The sequence below is a fragment of the Nonomuraea sp. B208 genome, from assembly GCF_057536035.1.
The window spans coordinates 124,224-144,439 of record NZ_BAAJOU010000033.1 but is presented as its reverse complement, the minus strand read 5'-3'; the positions used below and the strand labels follow the sequence as shown (position 1 = coordinate 144,439).

Here is a 20,216-nt window from a genome sequence, read left to right as displayed (position 1 = left end):
GACCGCGCTCACAGCTCCAGCACCCGCCGCACCGCCGTCATCAGGCTCCCCCGGTAGGACCCGCCGTACAGCACGACGTGCACCAGCAGCGGATGGAGCTGGTGCAGCGGCACCCGCTCGCGCCACCCGTCCGCGAGCGGCCACTCCTCCCGGTACGCCCCGAGCACCCGGTCCAGGTGAGGCAGCCCGAACAGCGCCAGCATGGCGAGGTCGGTCTCCCGGTGCCCGCCGTGGGCGGCCGGATCGACCAGCACCGCCGAACCGCCCGACCACAGCACGTTCCCGCTCCACAGGTCACCGTGGATCCTGGACGGCGGCCCGGCCGGGCCCGCCACCTCGGCGAAACGGTCCACGGCCCGCTCGACCTCGGCCACGTCGGCCGCCGGCAGCCGCGCCTGACGCAGGAACGGCAGGACGCGGCGCTCGGCGTAGAACTCCGGCCACGAGCCGCACGGCCGGTTGTCCATCGGCAGCTCGGCGATGAACCCGGGCCACGGCGCGCCGAACGCCTCCGCGCCCGCCCGGTGCATCCGGGCCAGCTCCCGCCCGAACCGCTCGGCCGCCGCAGGACCAGGCCGCTCCTCCTCCACCCAGGACAGCACCAGCCGGTCCGGCCCCGCCTCGATCACCTCGGGCACCGCGGCGACCTCGCCCAGCCAGCGCAGCCCCGCCGCCTCCGCGGCGAACACCTCCGAAACGACGCCCGCGGGCCCGCTCTTGACGAACACCGGCCGCCCGTCGTCCAGCACGCCCTCCCGCAGCCGCCAGCCGTGGGACGTGCCGAGCTCCCTAACCGATCTCATCGGCGACGTGCTTGGCCACGCCCTCGGCCGCCGACTCCACCAGCGAGAGCACCTCCTCGAACCCCTCGCGCCCCCCGTAGTACGGATCGGGCACCTCGGCCCCGGACGGCGCCGCCGGGTCGAACGAGCGGAACAGCCGCACCTCCACCCCGGGAGGCGCGAGCCGCCGCAGGTTGGCCAGGTTGTCACGGTCCATGGCCAGCACCAGGTCATAACGGTCGAACCAATCGGCGGTGAACTGCCTGGCGCGGTGCGCGGCCCCGTCGTAGCCGCGTTCGGCCAGGATGCCGAGCGCCCGCTCGTCCATGGGCTCGCCCACGTGCCAGCCGCCCGTCCCGGCGCTCTCGACCACGACCTGCTTGCCCAGCCCGCGGTCCTCCAGGACCCGCCGCAGCACGACCTCCGCCATGGGTGAGCGGCAGATGTTCCCCATGCACACCACGCAGATGCGATACGTCATGACACCCATCATGAGGGTGACCGAGGGCGTTCACCGTACGTTCACCCTTGCTAGGGATCCGAGTCACTTTCGCTGCGTAGCTTCATCGGCGACTGAGGACCAAGTGAAAAGGAACCCCACCGTGAAGTATGCAGGCCGGCTCGCCGCCGTCGCCGTCGTCGGTGCGCTCTCGCTCGCTGCGTGCGGCACAGACAACAACGCCTCGGCGGGCAACGGCGGCACCACCGCCGCCAGCGCCCCCGCCGCGGGCAACGACAACGCGCTGAGCGGCACCATCAACGCCGCGGGCTCCTCCGCCCAGGCCAACGCGATTGACGAGTGGAAGAAGAACTTCCAGGCCACCAACTCGGGCGTGAGCATCAACTACCAGCCCAGTGGCTCGGGCGCGGGTGTGCAGGCCTTCATCCAGGGCACGGTCTCCTTCGCCGGCTCCGACTCCGCTCTGAACGACGAGAAGGGCGAGCCGGCCCAGGCCGACGCCCGCTGCAAGACCGGCAAGGCCATCAACATCCCGATGGTGACCGGTCCGGTGGCCGTGGTCTACAACCTGCCGGGCGTGGACGGCCTGCAGCTCTCGCCCAAGACCATCGGCGGGATCTTCAACAGCCAGATCACCAAGTGGGACGACCCGGCGATCAAGGCCGAGAACCCTGACGCCAAGCTGCCCTCCACCCCGATCCAGGCGTTCCACCGCTCGGACGAGTCGGGCACCAGCGACAACTTCACCAAGTTCCTCAAGGCCACGGCCGAGTGGCCGTACGAGCCGGCCAAGGCCTGGCCCGCCGACGCCAAGGGCCAGGGCGCCAAGGGCTCCGACGGCATCGCCTCCTCGGTCAAGGACACCGAGGGCGCCATCAGCTACGTCGAGATGTCGTACGCCGACAACTCCCAGCTCCAGAAGGCCAAGGTGGCCAACGGCTCGGGCGAGTTCGTCGAGCTGACCCCCGAGAGCGCCGCCAAGACGGTCGAGACCGCCGAGGTCAAGGGCACCGGCAACGACCTCAAGCTCTCGATCGACTACGGCACCAAGACCGCGGGCGCCTACCCGATCGTCCTGGTGACGTACGAGATCACCTGCGAGAAGGGCCTGCCGGCCGAGGAGGCCAAGCTGGTCAAGGAGTTCCTCACCTACACCGCCAGCGACGAGGGCCAGGCGGCGCTCAAGGACCTGGGCTACGCCCCGCTCGCCGGCGGCCTGCTCACCAAGGTCCGCACCGCCATCGAGGCCATCTCCTAGCGGCCGATGACGACCGACACGAAGATCCGCGACGGCGGACCGGCCATGCGCCGGTCCGCCTCGCGGCGCACCTCCGGTGAAGGGGCCTTCAAGTTCCTGGCCACCGCGGCCGGGGTCGTCCTGCTGGCGATCATGGCGGCCATCGCCGTGTTCCTCATCGCCGAGGCGGTCCCCGCGCTGCAGGCGAACAAGGGCGGCTTCTTCACGGACCTCGTCTGGGAGCCCAACAGCAGCCAGGTGTTCGGCATCGGCGCGCTGGCGTTCGGCACGGTGCTCAGCTCGGGCATCGCGCTGGTCATCGCGACCCCGATCGCGGTCGGCGTCGCACTGTTCATCTCCCACTACGCGCCGCGCCGCCTCGCCGGGCCGCTCGGCTACCTCATCGACCTGCTCGCCGCCGTCCCCAGCGTCATCTACGGCCTGTGGGGTCTGGCCTTCCTCGTGCCGCTGCTGCGGGAGCCCTCGCAGTGGCTCAACGAGCACCTCGGCTGGTTCCCGCTGTTCGCCGGCGAGGGCGCGATCGGCGGCAAGACCATGCTGGCCGGCGGCATCGTCCTGGCGATCATGATCCTGCCGATCATCGCGGCCATCTCCCGCGAGGTCTTCCTGCAGGTGCCGCGCATGAACGAGGAGGCGGCGCTCGCGCTCGGCGCCACCCGCTGGGAGATGATCAGGATGGCGGTGCTGCCGTTCGGCCGCCCCGGCGTCATCAGCGCCGCGATGCTCGGCCTCGGCCGCGCCATGGGCGAGACCATCGCGGTCGCGCTCATCTTCCCGGCCACGTTCGACATCAGCATCCAGATCCTCACCCCGCACGGCAACAGCATCGCGGCCAACATCGCCAACGGCTTCGGCGAGGCCACCCCGATCGGGCGTGGCGCGCTGATCGCCTCCGGTCTGGTGCTGTTCGTCATCACGCTGCTGGTCAACATGGCCGCCCGTATGATCATCAACCGCCGCAAGGAGTACGCGAGGGCCGGCGCATGACCCTGCAACAGGAGGCCGTGCGCAAGCCGCGCGGGGTCCAGCACATCTCGACCGGCCGCCGGGTGAAGGACCGCTTCGTCCAAGGGCTGGTCTACCTGGCGTTCGCGCTGGCCGTGGTGCCGCTGGTCTCGGTGCTGTGGCTGGTGATCTCCAACGGCCTGGCCCGCTTCGACCTGGAGTTCATGACGCACTCGATGCGCGGCATCGGCGCGCGGGACGCGGGCGGCGGCGCCTACCACGCCATCATCGGCACCGTCGAGCAGGTGCTGCTCGCCTCGGCCATCTCGGTCCCGATCGGCCTGCTCACCGCCATCTACCTGGTCGAGTACGGCAACGGCGGCCGGCTGAGCCGGGCCATCAGCTTCTTCGTGGACGTCATGACCGGCGTCCCCTCGGTGGTCGCCGGCCTGTTCATCCTCGCGTTCTGGATCCTGTTCCTCGGCATGCCGTACAGCGGGTGGGCGGGCGCGATGGCCCTGTCCATCCTCATGATGCCGACCGTGGTCAGATCCACCGAGGAGATGCTCCGGCTGGTTCCGGGCGATCTGCGCGAGGCCTCGTACGCGCTGGGCGTCCCCAAGTGGCGCACGATCATGAAGATCGTGCTGCCGACCGCGTTCACCGGCATCGTCACCGGCGTCATGCTGGCCGTGGCCCGCGTCGCCGGCGAGACCGCGCCGATCCTGCTCACGGTGTTCTTCACCGACTCCATCAACAACGACCCGTTCAGCGGGCCGCAGATGGGCCTTCCCCTCTATGTCTTCGACCAGGCGGCACGTCCCAACGACACCGCCATCGACCGGGCGTGGACCGGAGCCCTCACGCTCATCCTGATCGTCATGCTGCTCAACCTGGTGGCGCGCCTGATCGCCTGGTGGCGTGCGCCCGCCAAGGGCCGATAGGGGGTACCGCCACTCATGTCAAAGCAGATCCAGGTTTCGGGACTGGACGCGTACTACGGCGCGCACAAGGCCATCGAGGACGTGTCGATGACCATCGAGCCGCGCTCGATCACCGCGTTCATCGGCCCTTCGGGGTGCGGCAAGTCGACGTTCCTGCGCACGCTCAACCGGATGCACGAGGTGATCCCGGGCGCCCGCGTCGAGGGCAAGGTGCTGCTCGACGGCGACGACCTCTACGGCGCCTCCGTCGAGCCCGTCTCGGTACGCCGGATGATCGGCATGGTCTTCCAGCGCCCCAACCCGTTCCCCACGATGTCGATCTACGAGAACGTCGCCGCCGGCCTGCGCCTCAACGGCCGCCTGCCGAAGTCGCAGCTCGACGGCATCGTCGAGGAGTCGCTGAAGGGCGCCAACCTCTGGAACGAGGTCAAGGACCGCCTCAACAAGCCCGGCGCGGGCCTGTCCGGCGGCCAGCAGCAGCGGCTCTGCATCGCCCGCGCGATCGCGGTCAAGCCGCAGGTGCTGCTCATGGACGAGCCGTGCTCGGCGCTCGACCCGATCTCCACGCTGGCCATCGAGGACCTCATGGCCAAGCTCAAGGACGAGTTCACGATCGTCATCGTCACCCACAACATGCAGCAGGCCGCCCGCGTCAGCGACCGCACCGCCTTCTTCAACCTGGCGGGCCAGGGCCAGCCGGGCAAGGTCGTCGAGATGGACGAGACCTCACGCATGTTCACCAACCCGAGCCAGAAGGCCACCGAGGACTACATCACGGGGCGCTTCGGCTGATGACCCGACAGCAGTCGCCCGCCACGATGAACGGGGACGTGAGGACCAGGCCCGTGCTGCTCATCGCCGACCCGGACCGGGCCGTGGTCGACGAGGTCGCGGACGCCCTCGAACGCGAGGGCGTGGCCGTCACCGGTGCCTCCGACGGCGCCCAGGGTCTGCTGCAGGCGGGGGCCCTGCAGCCGGACGTGGTGCTCGTCTCGGCCACGATCGCGGTCATCGACGCGGTCGAGTTCGTCCGCGCGGTACGGCTCGCCCGGGCCGTACCGGTGCTGCTCGGCGTCGGCGAGGGGCACGCCGAGCAGGCCGTCCGCGCCCTCGCGGCCGGCGCCGCCGCCTGCGTGGCCAGGCCGTACCGGGTGCCGGAGCTACTGCCGTTCATCCACGCCGCCTCGCCGGAGTCGCGCGACGTGCTCCACGTCGGCGGCGTGGAGCTCGACGCCCAGGCCTACCAGGTACGCGTCGGCGGGCGCACCGTCCATCTGCCGCTGCGCGAGTTCGAGCTGCTGCAGTACCTGATGCGCAACGCCGACCGCACGGTCACCCGCGAGCAGATCATGCGGCACGTCTGGCACACCGCCGCGACGACCTCGACGAACACCATCGCGGTGCACGTCAAGCGGCTGCGGGCGCGGCTCGGCGACGAGGACGACCAGCTCATCCAGACCGTACGCGGCGTCGGCTACCGCCTGGTCACGCCGAGCATCTCCGGAAGTCCCGCATGATGCGCCGGGCCACGCCCTCGACGGTCGCGATGCCCTGACGGACGTCCGAGGCGCCCTCGCTGAGCACGGCCACGGCGTAGTGGTGGCCGTCGCCGCTGATCAGACCGACGGTGACGACGGCCCAGCGCCCGGTCGAGACCCGCCTGAGCCAGCCGTTCTTCAGCGCTGCCCGCTCGCCCCGGCACGCCGCGGCGCTCAGACCCCAGTCCTGGCCCTCCACGACCGTGCCCATGAGGTCGAGCACCCGCGAGCGCTCCCCGGCCTTCAGCGGGCTCCTGGGGGACACCAGGGCACTCATCAGCCGGATCTGGTCATCCACTGACGTACGGGTGATTCCCCAGCAGAACAGGTCGACGCAGGAGCCGGGCACGCCCAGGGTGTGCTTGAGCCCGAACCGCCGCGCCGCCTTCGTGAACCCGCCCGCGCCGCCGATCCGCAGCCAGAGCCGGTCCGCGGCCTGGTTGTCGCTGGTGCGGATCATCACCTCGGCGTCCCGCCGTACGTCCCGCGGCAGCTTCTTCCACGGCGTCCGCAGCAGCAGCGCCATGAGGATGAGCACCTTGGAGCTGCTCGCGGTGATCAGCCGCTCGCCCGGGTGGTACCGGTAGAGCCGCCCACTCTCCAGATCCTTGACCATGGCCGTGACCCGCCCGGGGCGGCCCGCCAGGTAGCGGTCGAGCCGCCTGCCGATCCGTTTCGCGGGGACCGGCCGCAGCGGCTCCGCGGCCGCGACCCGCTCGGCCCGCCGCAGCGTCACACCGGCCGTCGCCCGCGCCACCACCATGACGACCCGATCGGTCCGCTCGATCTGCCCGATCTGCTCAACCGGCACAGTGACCAGGGACAGGAGCAGGGCGAGAGCGAGCAGCACCCGCACCGTCACCTGCCCCTGGCCTGTGATCACCCGGGCATTATGGCGAGAACCCGGACGAGTGGGCTAGACGGCTGAGGCCATCAGCCGGGCGATCGAGTCGTCGTCGCAGGTGGCCCAGAAGCCGCCCACGACGTCCTCCAGGTGCTCCAAGGACTCCGCCGCGAACAACACATCCTGATATTTCGTGATGTCGTAGTGCGTGGTGCCCATAGCCGCCAGCTCCAGCGGCCGGATGTCCATGCCGCGAAACTCCTCGATCTCCCCGTACGACGACAGGATCCCCGCCCCGTACGCCCGCAGCTCGCCCTGCTCCCGCATCACCCCGAACTCCAGGGTGAACCAGAACACCTTCGAGACGAACTCCAGCGCCTCCTCGCCCTCGACCCGCCGCGCGGCCTGCCCGGCCAGCCGGTAGAGGGCGGCGTACCGGTCACTGGCCAGCGCGTTGGCGTGCCCGATGACCTCGTGCACGACATCCGGCTCCGGCGTGTAGAACGGCACCGAGTGGTGCCGGATGTACTGCGTGGAGTGGAAGAACCCGTCGGCGAGCACCCCGTAGAAGTCACGCAGCGGCACCAGCCCGGCCGCCGGCAGATACCGGAACCCGGTCAGCGGCTCCAGCAGTCGCGAGACCTCCTCCAGCTGCGGGATGCGATCGGCGGGCAGGCCCAGCCGGTCCACGCCGTCCAGGTATTCGGCGGTGGCGTACTTGGCGTGCTTGATCGCCAGCTCTCTGCTGACCATCGTCCACACCTCGTGCTCCTGCTCGGTGTACTCGGCCGCCGGGATGGGCTTCCCCGGCCGGTAGCCGAGCGCCAGAGCGGCGATCGCGTTCCGCCGCGCGCGGTACACCGGGTCCGCGAACCCCGGATGCGACGCGGCCAGCTCGACCACCACCGACCCGTCCTCCTGGGCGGCGACCGGCGCGAAGTACTGTGCTTCCTCGAACATGTCCAGATAACAGCAAGTCTCGCTTTTCCTGGCAAGAGCGCTCACCTTTGCTGCGCGATACGCTCAATTCCGCCCGCCCGAACCGGCGTTCCCTGGTCGAATCGCACACTTCCCCGGAGGCCCTCCATGGACGATCTCGACGCCCGCCTGCTGGTGACCATGCGCGCGCACCCGCGCGTCGGCCTGACCGAGCTCGCCCGGCTGCTGGGCGTCGCCCGCGGCACCGTGCAGGCCCGCGTCGAGAAGCTGACCGCGCGGGGCGTCATCCAGGACTTCGGCCCCACGGTCTCACCCGCCGCGGCCGGCTATCCCATCCTGGCCTTCGTCTGGCTTCAGATCGCACAGGGCCGGCTGGAGGAGGCGGTCGCCGCTCTTGGGGCCGTACCGCAGATCCTGGAGGTGCACGGCACCAGCGGCCAGCACGACCTGCTCTGCCGCGTGGTGGCCAGGAGCACCGATCACCTGCAGGAGATCATCGCCCGCATCCTGGCCTCACCCGCCGTGCAACGCACGGACACCACGATCGCCCTGAGCACCCAGATCCCGTACCGCATCGAGCCCCTGCTGCAGTAAGACGCAAAGACCCCAGAAATGCAGAAGGGCCCCGACTGAACCAGTCGGGGCCCTCCATACAAAGATTGTCCGGCGGTGACCTACTCTCCCACACCCTCCCGAGTGCAGTACCATCGGCGCAGAGAAGCTTAACTTCCGGGTTCGGAATGTAACCGGGTGTTTCCTTCCCGCCATAACCGCCGTAACCCTCCGAAACAAACAAACACAGCCGTGTTTGCAGTCTCAGAATTGCCTAGTGGACGCGAGCAAAAACTTAGAAAGTAAGTATGCTTTGAGGTCAAGTCCTCGGCCTATTAGTACCGGTCAGCTCCACACGTTACCGCGCTTCCACCTCCGGCCTATCAACCCGGTCGTCTACCGGGAGCCTTACCCACTCTCGTGGTGGGAGACCTCATCTCAAGGCGAGCTTCCCGCTTAGATGCTTTCAGCGGTTATCCCTTCCGAACGTAGCCAACCAGCCGTGCACCTGGCGATACAACTGGCACACCAGAGGTTCGTCCGTCCCGGTCCTCTCGTACTAGGGACAGCCCCTTTCAAGTCTCCTGCGCGCGCAGCGGATAGGGACCGAACTGTCTCGCGACGTTCTAAACCCAGCTCGCGTACCGCTTTAATGGGCGAACAGCCCAACCCTTGGGACCTACTCCAGCCCCAGGATGCGACGAGCCGACATCGAGGTGCCAAACCATCCCGTCGATATGGACTCTTGGGGAAGATCAGCCTGTTATCCCCGGGGTACCTTTTAGCCGTTGAGCGACACCGCTTCCACACGCCGATGCCGGATCACTAGTCCCAGCTTTCGCTCCTGCTCGACCCGTCAGTCTCACAGTCAAGCTCCCTTGTGCACTTACACTCAACACCTGATTGCCAACCAGGCTGAGGGAACCTTTGGGCGCCTCCGTTACCCTTTAGGAGGCAACCGCCCCAGTTAAACTACCCACCAGACACTGTCCCCGATCCGGATCACGGACCAGAGTTAGACGTTCAAAACGACCAGAGTGGTATTTCACCAATGACTCCACCCGAACTAGCGTCCGAGCTTCCCAGTCTCCCACCTATCCTACACAAGACGCTCCAAACGCCAATGTCAAGCTGTAGTGAAGGTCCCGGGGTCTTTCCGTCCTGCTGCGCGAAACGAGCATCTTTACTCGTAGTGCAATTTCGCCGGGTCTGTGGTTGAGACAGCGGGGAAGTCGTTACGCCATTCGTGCAGGTCGGAACTTACCCGACAAGGAATTTCGCTACCTTAGGATGGTTATAGTTACCACCGCCGTTTACCGGCGCTTAAGTTCTCACCTTCGCCCAACCGAAGTCGGACTAAGCGGTCCCCTTAACGTTCCGGCACCGGGCAGGCGTCAGTCCGTATACATCGTCTTACGACTTCGCACGGACCTGTGTTTTTAGTAAACAGTCGCTTCCCCCTGGCCACTGCGACCCCCACCAGCTCCGAGTGCAAGACTCATCACCAGCAGAGGTCCCCCTTCTCCCGAAGTTACGGGGGCAATTTGCCGAGTTCCTTAACCACAGTTCACCCGATCGCCTTAGTATTCTCTACCTGACCACCTGAGTCGGTTTAGGGTACGGGCCGCCACAACACTCACTAGAGGCTTTTCTCGGCAGCATAGGATCATCCACTTCACCACAATCGGCTCGGCATCACATCTCAGGATTAGTGCGAGGCGGATTTGCCTACCTCGCTCCCTACATGCTTACCCCAGGACAACCATCGCCTGGGCTGGACTACCTTCCTGCGTCACCCCATCGCTTACCTACTACCCGATCGGACCGAGCGTTCAGCCTGACACCCGCCCCGAAGGGCCGGCCGACTTAAGGACTCTTAGCATCACGAGGTTCAGTATGGGCGCATTGAAGCGGGTACGGGAATATCAACCCGTTGTCCATCGACTACGCCTGTCGGCCTCGCCTTAGGTCCCGACTTACCCTGGGCGGATTAGCCTGCCCCAGGAACCCTTGGTCATCCGGCGCGAGGGTTTCTCACCCTCGATTCGCTACTCATGCCTGCATTCTCACTCGCACAGCCTCCACGACTAGATCACTCTGCCGCTTCACCGGCTGCACGACGCTCCCCTACCCATCAACCCTCGCAAGGAGGATCAATGCCACGACTTCGGCGGTGTGCTTGAGCCCCGCTACATTGTCGGCGCAGAATCACTTGACCAGTGAGCTATTACGCACTCTTTCAAGGGTGGCTGCTTCTAAGCCAACCTCCTGGTTGTCTCTGCGACTCCACATCCTTTCCCACTTAGCACACGCTTAGGGGCCTTAGTCGGTGATCTGGGCTGTTTCCCTCTCGACTACGAACCTTATCGCCCGCAGTCTCACTGCCACGCTCTCACTTACCGGCATTCGGAGTTTGGCTGACGTCAGTAACCTTGTCGGGCCCATCGGCCATCCAGTGCTCTACCTCCGGCAAGAAACACGCGACGCTGCACCTAAATGCATTTCGGGGAGAACCAGCTATCACGGAGTTTGATTGGCCTTTCACCCCTACACACAGATCATCCCCCAGGTTTTCAACCCTGGTGGGTTCGGTCCTCCACCCAGTCTTACCTGAGCTTCAACCTGCCCATGCGTAGATCACTCCGCTTCGGGTCTACAGCATGCGACTCAAACGCCCTCTTCAGACTCGCTTTCGCTACGGCTCCCCCACACGGGTTAACCTCGCCACACACCATAACTCGCAGGCTCATTCTTCAAAAGGCACGCAGTCACATCACAGCCGATCCGAAGACCAGCTAAGCTCCTACGGCTTGTAGGCACACGGTTTCAGGTACTATTTCACGACCCCTCACCGGGGCACTTTTCACCTTTCCCTCACGGTACTCGTGCACTATCGGTCATCAGGGAGTATTTAGGCTTACCAGGTGGTCCTGGCAGATTCACACAGGATTTCTCGGGCCCCGTGCTACTTGGGATCCCCTCCAGAAGTCCATCTGATTTCGTCTACCCGGCTCTCACGGTCTACGGCGCCCCTTCCCAGAGGCTTCAACTATCAGACGGATTTATAACTCCTCGAAGCAGCGGCAGCCACTTCAGGAAGGTCCCACGACCCCGGACATGCAACGCCTGCCGGCTATCACACACGCCCGGTTTAGCCTCATCCGCTTTCGCTCACCACTACTCACGGAATCACTTTTGTTTTCTCTTCCTACGGGTACTGAGATGTTTCACTTCCCCGCGTTACCACCAACCGCCCTATACATTCAGGCGGAGGCAACACCACATGACTGGTGCTAGGTTTCCCCATTCGGACATCCCCGGATCAACGTCTGGTTGGCGACTCCCCGAGGCTTAACGCAGCCTCCCACGTCCTTCATCGGCTCCTGATGCCAAGGCATCCACCGTGTGCCCTTAAAAACTTGGCCACAAAGATGCTCGCGTCCACTATGCAAATCTCAAACAACAAACAGCAACCACCTCCCAGCCCGACAAGCAGACTGTTCAGTGGCCCTGTGCTCCGAAGAAGACGAGCGCAATCAATGTGCCCGTTCCTTCAGGACCCAACAGTGTGTTTCAGACCCGGCCCGAACCCCCGGCGACCCCGTTCCCACTCCCAGCCCTGCCTCCCAAGAGAGACACGACGGGCGGTACTTGCGGCCCGGCGACCCGGTCCGGCTGACTAGCCAGTGCTCCACTAGTGAGCTGTCACCCCACCACACGTTCGGTGGTGACAGGTGAGAGTGCTCCTTAGAAAGGAGGTGATCCAGCCGCACCTTCCGGTACGGCTACCTTGTTACGACTTCGTCCCAATCGCCAGCCCCACCTTCGACCGCTCCCCCCAGCAAGCTGGTTGGGCCACGGGCTTCGGGTGTTGCCGACTTTCGTGACGTGACGGGCGGTGTGTACAAGGCCCGGGAACGTATTCACCGCAGCATTGCTGATCTGCGATTACTAGCGACTCCGACTTCATGGGGTCGAGTTGCAGACCCCAATCCGAACTGAGACCGGCTTTTAGGGATTCGCTCCACCTCACGGTATCGCAACCCTCTGTACCGGCCATTGTAGCATGTTTGCAGCCCAAGACATAAGGGGCATGATGACTTGACGTCATCCCCACCTTCCTCCGAGTTGACCCCGGCAGTCCCCCATGAGTCCCCAACCACCCGAAGGTGTTGCTGGCAACATGGAGCAAGGGTTGCGCTCGTTGCGGGACTTAACCCAACATCTCACGACACGAGCTGACGACAGCCATGCACCACCTGTCACCCAGCCCAAAAGGGAAGCCCCATCTCTGAGGCGGTCCGGGTGATGTCAAACCTTGGTAAGGTTCTTCGCGTTGCGTCGAATTAAGCAACATGCTCCGCCGCTTGTGCGGGCCCCCGTCAATTCCTTTGAGTTTTAGCCTTGCGGCCGTACTCCCCAGGCGGGGCGCTTAATGCGTTAGCTCCGGCACGGAACCCGTGGAAGGGTCCCACACCTAGCGCCCAACGTTTACAGCGTGGACTACCAGGGTATCTAATCCTGTTCGCTCCCCACGCTTTCGCTCCTCAGCGTCAGGTAAGGCCCAGCAAGCCGCCTTCGCCACCGGTGTTCCTCCTGATATCTGCGCATTTCACCGCTACACCAGGAATTCCACTTGCCCCTACCTACCTCTAGCCGGCCCGTATCCACCGCAGACCCGCAGTTAAGCTGCGGGCTTTCACGGCAGACGCGACCAGCCACCTACGAGCTCTTTACGCCCAATAATTCCGGACAACGCTTGCGCCCTACGTATTACCGCGGCTGCTGGCACGTAGTTAGCCGGCGCTTCTTCTGCAGGTACACGTCAACTTCGTCCCTGCTGAAAGAGGTTTACAACCCGAAGGCCGTCATCCCCCACGCGGCGTCGCTGCGTCAGGCTTCCGCCCATTGCGCAATATTCCCCACTGCTGCCTCCCGTAGGAGTCTGGGCCGTGTCTCAGTCCCAGTGTGGCCGGTCGCCCTCTCAGGCCGGCTACCCGTCGTCGCCTTGGTAGGCCACTACCCCACCAACAAGCTGATAGGCCGCGAGCCCATCCCCGACCGAAAAACTTTCCACCACCATCCGATGCCGGAGGCGGTCATATCCGGTATTAGACCCAGTTTCCCGGGCTTATCCCAGAGTCAGGGGCAGGTTGCTCACGTGTTACTCACCCGTTCGCCGCTCGAGTACCCCGAAGGGCCTTTCCGCTCGACTTGCATGTGTTAAGCACGCCGCCAGCGTTCGTCCTGAGCCAGGATCAAACTCTCCAAACAATGCTTTTCAAGGCTTGTTCGGATGAATCATCCAAGCAAGAATCCGTCAAAAATGACGGGGTCATACATGTGTGATGCACATGCACTGGCTTTTAACACACTGTTGAGTTCTCAAGAAACGGACGCGTACTTCCTCACCGGTTTCCCTTGCGGGCCCCGCCTCGGAGGCGTTCATTTCGTCTTCGTTGTGTCTTAATTCTTTCAGCCGTTCAAGTCTCTGTCAAATTGACCGGACTTGCTCGACCTGCTGGAATTAATCCGCGCCCCGTTTCCGGGGCAACCCCTCTAACTTACCAGCCCGTCCGAAGTGGTCGGTCCAGGTCCGCCAGTGGGATTTGCGGGCCGACTCCTGGAGCTCCGTGAGCCCCGGGCGTCCCGCGCGAAGCAACTCTAGCAGCCGATCGCCGGTGCTTCGCGCAACTCGGGTAATCACATGGTCCTTCCCTCCCCTGCAGTCCCCCAAACCTCTCCCATGCTTCGCCCGCCCGACACGCCCGGTCAAGCGCACAGCAAGTCATCCGCAATCGCCCCTCGGTAGGAAGTACTCCACGAGCAGAGCGCTCTCTCGGAGGTGTCCGCCATGACCCGCTCGGAGTTCGACGACATCCGCGCCTTCCTCGCCGACAAGGGGACCAGCGCCGGGGACCTGCTGCGGGTGGCCATGACGCTCATCGACGATCTCGAGCACGTCCACACGCGCGAGGCCGTCCAGCGTTCCCGGTATCTGCAGTTGCTGACGGCCGCGCGAGCCAGTGCCGCGGCCGAGATGGCGAGCGAGCCGGACCCCCTGTCGTTCGTACGGGACGAGCTGGCCCGGCGCGGCGAGCTTCCCCAGGACGACGATGAGGTGCGGCGCATTCTGGCCGATGCCAGAACGGCGGCCGCTCTGCTCACCCACATGGAGAGCGGCGTCGACCCTGTCCCGCCGAGCCCGCGCGGCCCGCGGCTGCGCCGTTGCGCCGGCACCCGCCGCACTCTGCGGCACTGAGGCGCCGAGACGGCGGGGCGGCCGGCGCCGGTCGGGCCAGACCTGACTCGTTGGCGACTACGGACATACCTGTCCTTTCACCCTGGACTGCCAGACTGCCGATATGTGGCAACGGAGGCTGAACTGGGCGGCGATCCTCCTGGTCGGGATCTTCGGCCTGTTGTGGGCCGGTGTCGTGCTCTACGCGGACGACTCCTCGCCATGGATGCACATCGCGCAGGTCGTCTTCGGCTTCCTGCTGATCGGCTGGGCCGTGCACAAGGCGGCCGCCTTGATGGGCAAGCGCCTCTGAGCCGGACCGGTCAGGTGTTTCCTTCGTCCTCGGGGATGGGCTCGTTCTCGTTGCGGATGTACTCCAGCAGGTCGGCTTCGTCGATCACCTCGTCGGCGGGCGGTGCCGTGATGACGACGCGGGAGCCCCAGGCGGAGTAGCGGGTGTCGGTCCGTTTGACCAGGGTCGCCTCGGTGTCCGTGGTGAGCAGGCGCTTGAGCGTCCCGTCACGACCGGTCCAGAACTTCCAGGTGATCTTGCCTCGGCTCTTCGGGCCGATGGGACGGCCGCTGGTCCAGTGGAACAGCGGCGTCTTGGTGATCTTGTCCAGGTCGCGGTAGCTCATGGTGCCCTGGTAGAGGAAGCCGGGCTTGCGGGTCGAGCGCTTCAGCACGGCCTTCAGCGTCGTCGGGTCGTACACGTTGATCGGCTGCTGGCTGGCGTCGGCCGCCATGTCGCGGGCCATGACTCCCCGGTGCTTGTTGGGGAACCGGATCCACTTCTTGCCGTCGGGAATCGGCCCGGGGTGGGCGTTGCTGCCGTCGTACACGGTCGAGCCGACGCGGATCACGCGGTAGGTCTCCTTGCGGGGGACGCTCCACCAGGTGAACTGCGCCGCGGCGGGGCCTGCCGGCGCGAGCCGGAGCCGGCCGGTGATCCGGGTCTCCGATGGCCGCTTGCCGAGCGTGATGCGGGTGGTCTCGGAGATCCGTACGCCGTGGCCGGCGCGGAGGTGCCGTTCGAGGGCACCTGCCGGGTCCGTGGCGGCCTGGGCCGGAACCGGTGTGGAGGCGACCAGCACGGCGACCGTCAGGAAGGCCCACCGTCTCGGCGTCGAAAGTCCCATGGGCCCATCCTCGCGGAAAAGCCCTGCCGGAGTGCGGTCAAGCCGAGGGAAAAGAACAAGGCCCTGGTCTCCGATTTCTCGGTGACCAGGGCCTTCTTGGTAGCGGGGACAGGATTTGAACCTGCGACCTCTGGGTTATGAGCCCAGCGAGCTACCGAACTGCTCCACCCCGCGTCGGTGTGACTTCATCAACTATACAGGCTGGCGAGAGTGCTTCGTACCGGGACGAATCTGGCCCGGAAACGAGCGAAGGCCCGGTTTCCCGGGCCTTCGACTTCTTGGTAGCGGGGGCAGGATTTGAACCTGCGACCTCTGGGTTATGAGCCCAGCGAGCTACCGAACTGCTCCACCCCGCGTCGCTGCGTTGCGCCTTAAGACTAGACGGCAACGCGGGGTGGATGCAAACCGGATGGCTAGGTGCCTCCTGTCAGCGACGCCGATGGGGACGGCGTGCCAGGCGGAGACGCCGTCGGTGAGGCCGAGGGTGAAGCCGACGGCGACGCGGACGGTGACGGGCTGGCGGAGGCGTCCGGCTGCTGCCGGTTCGCGCCCTCCAGCGCCTTCAGCGCCTCCTGCAGCCGCTTCTGTGCCTCGCCGTACGCGTCCCAGTCGGGCGGGCTGGCCTGCAGCGCCTTCTGGGCGTCGTCGTAGGCCTTCTGCGCGTTGGTGATCGCGGAGGAGAGTGCGGTGTTGGCCTGGGCCTGGCCCTGCTCCTGCTGCTGGTTGTTCTGTTCCTGCTGCTGTTGCTGTTGCTCCTCCGCGCCGAAGACCTCTTGGAGAGCCTCGGTCAGGGTGCGTCCCACACCGATCTTGCTGCCGAACGACACCAGGACGCGCTGCAGGATCGGGTAGGGCTCCTGCCCGCCGCCCGCGGTCACCTGGATGTACACCGGTTCGATGTAGACCAGGCCGCCCGCGTACGGGAGCGTGAGCAGGTTGCCGTAGCGGACCGACGAGGCGCCGACGCCGAGGAGGTTGAGCTCGCCGGCGAAGCGGCTCTGGAAGGCGTTCTGCGCCTGACCGGGGCCGGGGATCGGGGTGCTGGACGGCATCCGCAGGATGCGGATGCGTCCGTAGTCGGACTCGGCCGAGGAGTTGACCGCCATGAACGCCGCCAGGTTGGGGCCCTGGCGCGGCACGAACGTGGTGGTCAGCGAGAACGTCGGCTGCTCACCCGGCATCGTGGTGGTCAGGTAGTAGGGCGGCTGCTTGGTGTTCTTGTCGCCCTGCGTCGGGTCGCCCGGGACGTTCCAGAAGTCCTGGCCGCTGTAGAAGGCGGACGGGTCGGTGATGTGGTAGCGCGACAGGGTGTAGCGCTGCACCTTGAACAGGTCCTCGGGGTAACGGACGTGCGCCTTCAGGTCGGCGCTCATCTCGGAGGCCGGGCGGATGACGCCGGGGAAGGCGGAGCTCCAGGTGCGCAGCACCGGGTCGTTGGTGTCCCAGGCGAACAGCTTGACCGTGCCGTCGTAGGCGTCGACGGTGGCCTTGACCGAGTTGCGGATGTAGTTGATGCGGTCGGTCGGCTGCTGGGCGATGACGCGGCGGTCACTGGAGGTGTCGCGCGTCATGTCGCCGAGGCTCTCGCTCTGCGAGTACGGGTAGTCGTTGGACGTGGTGTAACCGTCCACGATCCACACGATGCGGCCGTCCACGATCGCGGGGTAGGGGTTGCCGTCGAGCGTCAGGAACGGCGCGACCTTCTGGACGCGGTCGCGCGGGTGGCGCTCGTAGAGGATCTTCGAGTCGGCGTTGACGTCGCCGGACAGCAGGATGTTCGCCTCGCTGTACTTGGCGGCGTAGAGCATGCGGTTGAAGAACGAGCCGAGGGCGACGCCGCCGCCGGTGTAGGTGGTGTTCTTCTGGCCGGTGCCGCCGGTCTGCGGGTAGTCGAGCTCCTGCGGCCGGTTGGGGTTGCCGCCGGCGATGACGTATTCGGCCGAGGCCGGCTCCTCGCCGAAGTAGACGCGCGGCTCCTTCAGGCCCGTGCTGGTCGCGAGCGGGCCGGTGACCGGCATGTCCTTGGCGTCGTAGTCGGGCAGGCCGCTGCTGTCGACCTTGTTGCCGGGCGCGGCGACGAAGCCGTAGCCGTGGGTGTAGACGAGGTGGCGGTTGATCCAGTTGTTCTGGCCCTCGGGCGGGCCGGTCAGCTCGCGGACGCCGACGACGTGGTCGATCATCTTGCCGTTGGCGTCGGGGTAGCGGTCGACGTCGAGCGGCTCGGCGAAGTTGTAGAAGCCGCGGATGCGCTGGGTCTGCTCGTACGTCGAGGAGACCAGCGCCGGGTCGAGCAGTCGCACGCCGGAGACCGAGGTGTCGCCGCCCGGCTGGACCTTGGCCGGGTCGGCCTGGGCGTTGTACGTCTCGACCTCGGTCTTGTCGACGTTGTACGCCTCCCGGGTGGCGTCGATGTTGCGCTGGATGTACAGCGCCTCCTTGCCCTGCTGGTTGGGCTTGACCTGGAACTGCTCGACGAGCGCCGGGTAGACGCCGCCGATCAGGATGGCCGAGAGCACGAGCAGGCCGAAGGACACGCCGGGCAGCATGCCGCCGGGCCGCACCACGCCGGCGAAGAAGAGCGCGGCGCAGATCAGCGCGATGATCGCGAGGATGGTCTTGGCCGGCAGGACCGCGTTGACGTCGGTGTAGGACGCGCCGTGCACGAAGCCCCGGTCGGAGAAGACCAGTCCGTAGCGGTCGACCCAGTAGGCGATGGCCTTGAGCAGCACGAAGATGCCGAGCAGCACCGACAGGTGGACGCGGGCGGCCCGGGAGGCGTGCAGACCGGGCGACTGCAGGCGGAAGCCGCCGTACAGGTAGTGCGTGATCGCGGCCAGCAGGATCGAGATGATGATCGCGGTGAACAGGAAGTTCAGGACCATCCGGATGAACGGATAGTCGAACATGTAGAACGAGATGTCGAAGCCGAACAGCTCGTCCTTCTTGCCGAACGACGCGCCGTTGACGAACTGCAGCCACGTCTGCCACTGACCGGCGAAGGACGAGCCGGAGAAGAGCGCGAGCAGCCCCATGCCGATGATGAAGATCAGCTTGCGGTGCGGGTCGAGCGCCATGCGGTAGCGGTCGGCTCCGCTCGCCCCGCCGAACATCGCGGGGCCGAACATGGGCCGCGTGCGGAACGCCAGCAGCATGTTGCCGCCCGCGATCACGACCATCAGCAGCGCGCCGACCAGGAACAGCACGATCTGGGTCAGCACCACGCCGGTGAAGACCGACGTGTAGTCCACGGCGTCGAACCACAGGTAGTCGGTATAGATGCCGCTGAAGAGGAAGAACAACGCGACGATCGCCACAAGGGCGATCGCCACAGGTAGAAGCAGTCGCGGTCGGCGGGGCAAGCGCATCGCCCTGCCGGCTCCTGGGGTCCGGAAGCTCAAGGCCAACCCCTCGTCGTAATGAAGAAACGGTCCGTGTCTGGCAACCTACACCGCTAGGCCAGCCGTACGGCTAACGCACGGCGGCCGGCGAAAGTTTCCTCGTCCGGGGGTTTGTCTGCGACTACGCAGGTTCAGGAAGGGCAGGCCGGGACGTTGCCCGTGCCCGTGCGCAGCGCGTCGAGCGCCTGCACCGCGGCGTGCAGCGTGTCGGCGCGGACCAGCCGCAGCCCGTCGGGCGCCGCCTGCACCGCCTCGCCGCAGTTGTCGGCCGGCGTCAGGAACACCGTCGCGCCGGCCTTCTTCGCGCCGATCATCTTCTGCTGGATGCCGCCGATCGGGCCCACTTCGCCCGTGGGCTCGATGGTGCCGGTGCCGGCGATCTTCTTGCCGCCGGTGAGCTCGCCGGGGGTGAGCTTGTCGAGTATGCCCAGCGAGAACATCAGCCCGGCGCTCGGCCCGCCGACGTCGCCGACGTTGATGTCGACGTCGAACGGGAATTTGTACTTGGTCTGCATGAGCACGCCGACCTGCGGCTGCCCCTTCGGCCCCGCGATCGGCCGCAGCGGCACCGCGATCTTCTGCCCGCCCCGTAGGACGCCGAAGACCACCTCTTCGCCGGGTTTGTGCGCCTTGACGGTGCTGCTGACGATGTCGACGTCCTTGGCGTCCTTGCCGTCGATCGAGGTGATCTCATCGCCCTTCAGCAGCTTGCCGTCGGCGGGCTTGCCCTTCTCCGTGGAGACGACGGACACGATCATGCTGTAGGGGATCTTGAGCTCGTTGAGCGCGGCGGCGGTCGCGGAGTCCTGGGAGTTGGTCATCTCCACCGTGTTCTCCTCCTCGACCTCCTTCGGGTCGCGGTTGGGAGCGAAGATGGTCTCCTGCGGGACCACGGCCACGTCGGGATCGATCCAGCCGCGCAGCGCCGTCAGCAGGTCGATCTGGGCGGCGGGGCCGCCCTGGTAGGCGACAGTGACCAGGCTGAGCGCGCCGCTGGTGGGATAGGTCTGCCGGCCGGAGATCGAGATGACCGGCTTCTTCTCGAGCTCGCCGAGGGTGTTCTCGGTCGGGCCGGGGCTCAGCACGACGTAGGGGACCGGCCTGAAGGCGCCCGCCACCCCGAACGCGAGCACGAGGAATCCCGCGAGCAACAGCGTCAGGGCGCGTCGAGACATG

General features: G+C 66.2%; 15 protein-coding genes, 2 tRNA genes and 3 rRNA genes. 8 read left to right on the top strand and 12 right to left on the bottom strand.

What is annotated here, in order from left to right; translation table 11 throughout:
• Positions 1 to 8 precede the first annotated feature (8 nt).
• Positions 9 to 803, bottom strand: a complete 795-nt coding sequence (locus tag AC27IY_RS46065) for a fructosamine kinase family protein (protein WP_487181825.1) — start codon at positions 801 to 803, stop codon at positions 9 to 11.
• On the bottom strand, positions 790 to 1,263 hold the full coding sequence (locus AC27IY_RS46060) for a low molecular weight protein-tyrosine-phosphatase (RefSeq protein WP_364454438.1): 474 nt from the start codon (positions 1,261 to 1,263) through the stop codon (positions 790 to 792). Before AC27IY_RS46060 ends, AC27IY_RS46065 begins: the two co-directional genes overlap by 14 nt.
• 121 nt (positions 1,264 to 1,384) lie before the next feature.
• On the opposite strand from AC27IY_RS46060, the gene pstS reads away from it, so the two are divergent.
• The 5 genes from pstS to AC27IY_RS46035 are packed head-to-tail and all read left to right on the top strand — an operon-like array spanning position 1,385 to position 5,906.
• A complete protein-coding gene (gene pstS, locus AC27IY_RS46055) occupies positions 1,385 to 2,500 on the top strand; it encodes a phosphate ABC transporter substrate-binding protein PstS (protein ID WP_364454441.1) in 1,116 nt (371 codons plus the stop codon).
• Positions 2,501 to 2,506: 6 nt separating this feature from the next.
• Positions 2,507 to 3,487: a phosphate ABC transporter permease subunit PstC gene (pstC, locus tag AC27IY_RS46050; protein ID WP_344217730.1), complete on the top strand. Its 981-nt coding sequence runs from the start codon at positions 2,507 to 2,509 to the stop codon at positions 3,485 to 3,487.
• Positions 3,484 to 4,389 (top strand): phosphate ABC transporter permease PstA, encoded by a 906-nt coding sequence (gene pstA / locus AC27IY_RS46045; protein ID WP_364454445.1) that lies wholly within the window; start codon positions 3,484 to 3,486, stop codon positions 4,387 to 4,389. Before pstC ends, pstA begins: the two co-directional genes overlap by 4 nt.
• Positions 4,390 to 4,404: 15 nt before the next feature.
• Positions 4,405 to 5,181, top strand: a complete 777-nt coding sequence (gene pstB, locus AC27IY_RS46040) for a phosphate ABC transporter ATP-binding protein PstB (RefSeq protein WP_344217734.1) — start codon at positions 4,405 to 4,407, stop codon at positions 5,179 to 5,181.
• Complete coding sequence (locus tag AC27IY_RS46035; RefSeq protein ID WP_344217736.1) at positions 5,181 to 5,906, top strand: winged helix-turn-helix transcriptional regulator; 726 nt, start codon at positions 5,181 to 5,183, stop codon at positions 5,904 to 5,906. Before pstB ends, AC27IY_RS46035 begins: the two co-directional genes overlap by 1 nt.
• Here AC27IY_RS46035 and AC27IY_RS46030 read toward each other — a convergent pair.
• Both AC27IY_RS46030 and AC27IY_RS46025 read right to left on the bottom strand, forming a co-directional pair.
• Positions 5,875 to 6,810, bottom strand: a complete 936-nt coding sequence (locus tag AC27IY_RS46030; protein WP_487181824.1) for a serine hydrolase — start codon at positions 6,808 to 6,810, stop codon at positions 5,875 to 5,877. The two genes, AC27IY_RS46035 and AC27IY_RS46030, sit on opposite strands and share 32 nt — an antisense overlap.
• Positions 6,811 to 6,843: 33 nt before the next feature.
• Complete coding sequence (locus AC27IY_RS46025) at positions 6,844 to 7,731, bottom strand: phenylalanine 4-monooxygenase (RefSeq protein WP_487181823.1); 888 nt, start codon at positions 7,729 to 7,731, stop codon at positions 6,844 to 6,846.
• Between the two features lie 126 nt (positions 7,732 to 7,857).
• On the opposite strand from AC27IY_RS46025, the gene AC27IY_RS46020 reads away from it, so the two are divergent.
• Positions 7,858 to 8,304, top strand: coding sequence for an Lrp/AsnC family transcriptional regulator (locus tag AC27IY_RS46020; protein ID WP_364454455.1), 447 nt, complete (start codon positions 7,858 to 7,860; stop codon positions 8,302 to 8,304).
• 67 nt (positions 8,305 to 8,371) lie between these two features.
• Here the strand turns inward: AC27IY_RS46020 and rrf are convergent.
• The 3 genes from rrf to AC27IY_RS46005 form a co-directional block, all read right to left on the bottom strand.
• Positions 8,372 to 8,488, bottom strand: a 5S ribosomal RNA gene (rrf, locus tag AC27IY_RS46015).
• 89 nt (positions 8,489 to 8,577) lie between these two features.
• A 23S ribosomal RNA gene (locus AC27IY_RS46010) occupies positions 8,578 to 11,687 on the bottom strand.
• A 326-nt stretch (positions 11,688 to 12,013) separates the two neighbouring features.
• Positions 12,014 to 13,536 (bottom strand): 16S ribosomal RNA (locus AC27IY_RS46005).
• Together the 16S, 23S and 5S rRNA genes form the textbook arrangement of a ribosomal RNA operon.
• Before the next feature lie 580 nt (positions 13,537 to 14,116).
• Between AC27IY_RS46005 and AC27IY_RS46000 the strand changes: the two genes are divergently transcribed.
• The gene (locus AC27IY_RS46000) at positions 14,117 to 14,524 is read left to right on the top strand and encodes a hypothetical protein (RefSeq protein ID WP_487181822.1); all 408 of its coding nucleotides are present in this window, start codon (positions 14,117 to 14,119) and stop codon (positions 14,522 to 14,524) included.
• Between the two features lie 103 nt (positions 14,525 to 14,627).
• Positions 14,628 to 14,816: a hypothetical protein gene (locus tag AC27IY_RS45995; RefSeq protein WP_487181821.1), complete on the top strand. Its 189-nt coding sequence runs from the start codon at positions 14,628 to 14,630 to the stop codon at positions 14,814 to 14,816.
• A 10-nt stretch (positions 14,817 to 14,826) separates the two neighbouring features.
• Here the strand turns inward: AC27IY_RS45995 and AC27IY_RS45990 are convergent, their stop codons facing one another.
• The 5 genes from AC27IY_RS45990 to AC27IY_RS45970 form a co-directional block, all read right to left on the bottom strand.
• Positions 14,827 to 15,642: a hypothetical protein gene (locus tag AC27IY_RS45990; RefSeq protein WP_487181820.1), complete on the bottom strand. Its 816-nt coding sequence runs from the start codon at positions 15,640 to 15,642 to the stop codon at positions 14,827 to 14,829.
• A 97-nt stretch (positions 15,643 to 15,739) separates the two neighbouring features.
• Positions 15,740 to 15,816, bottom strand: a tRNA-Met gene (locus AC27IY_RS45985).
• A gap of 105 nt (positions 15,817 to 15,921) precedes the next feature.
• A tRNA-Met gene (locus AC27IY_RS45980) sits at positions 15,922 to 15,998 on the bottom strand.
• Positions 15,999 to 16,055: 57 nt separating this feature from the next.
• Positions 16,056 to 19,007, bottom strand: coding sequence for a UPF0182 family membrane protein (locus AC27IY_RS45975; protein WP_487181819.1), 2,952 nt, complete (start codon positions 19,005 to 19,007; stop codon positions 16,056 to 16,058).
• Positions 19,008 to 19,171: 164 nt separating this feature from the next.
• The gene (locus tag AC27IY_RS45970; RefSeq protein WP_423452563.1) at positions 19,172 to 20,215 is read right to left on the bottom strand and encodes a YlbL family protein; all 1,044 of its coding nucleotides are present in this window, start codon (positions 20,213 to 20,215) and stop codon (positions 19,172 to 19,174) included.
• Position 20,216: the final 1 nt, after the last annotated feature.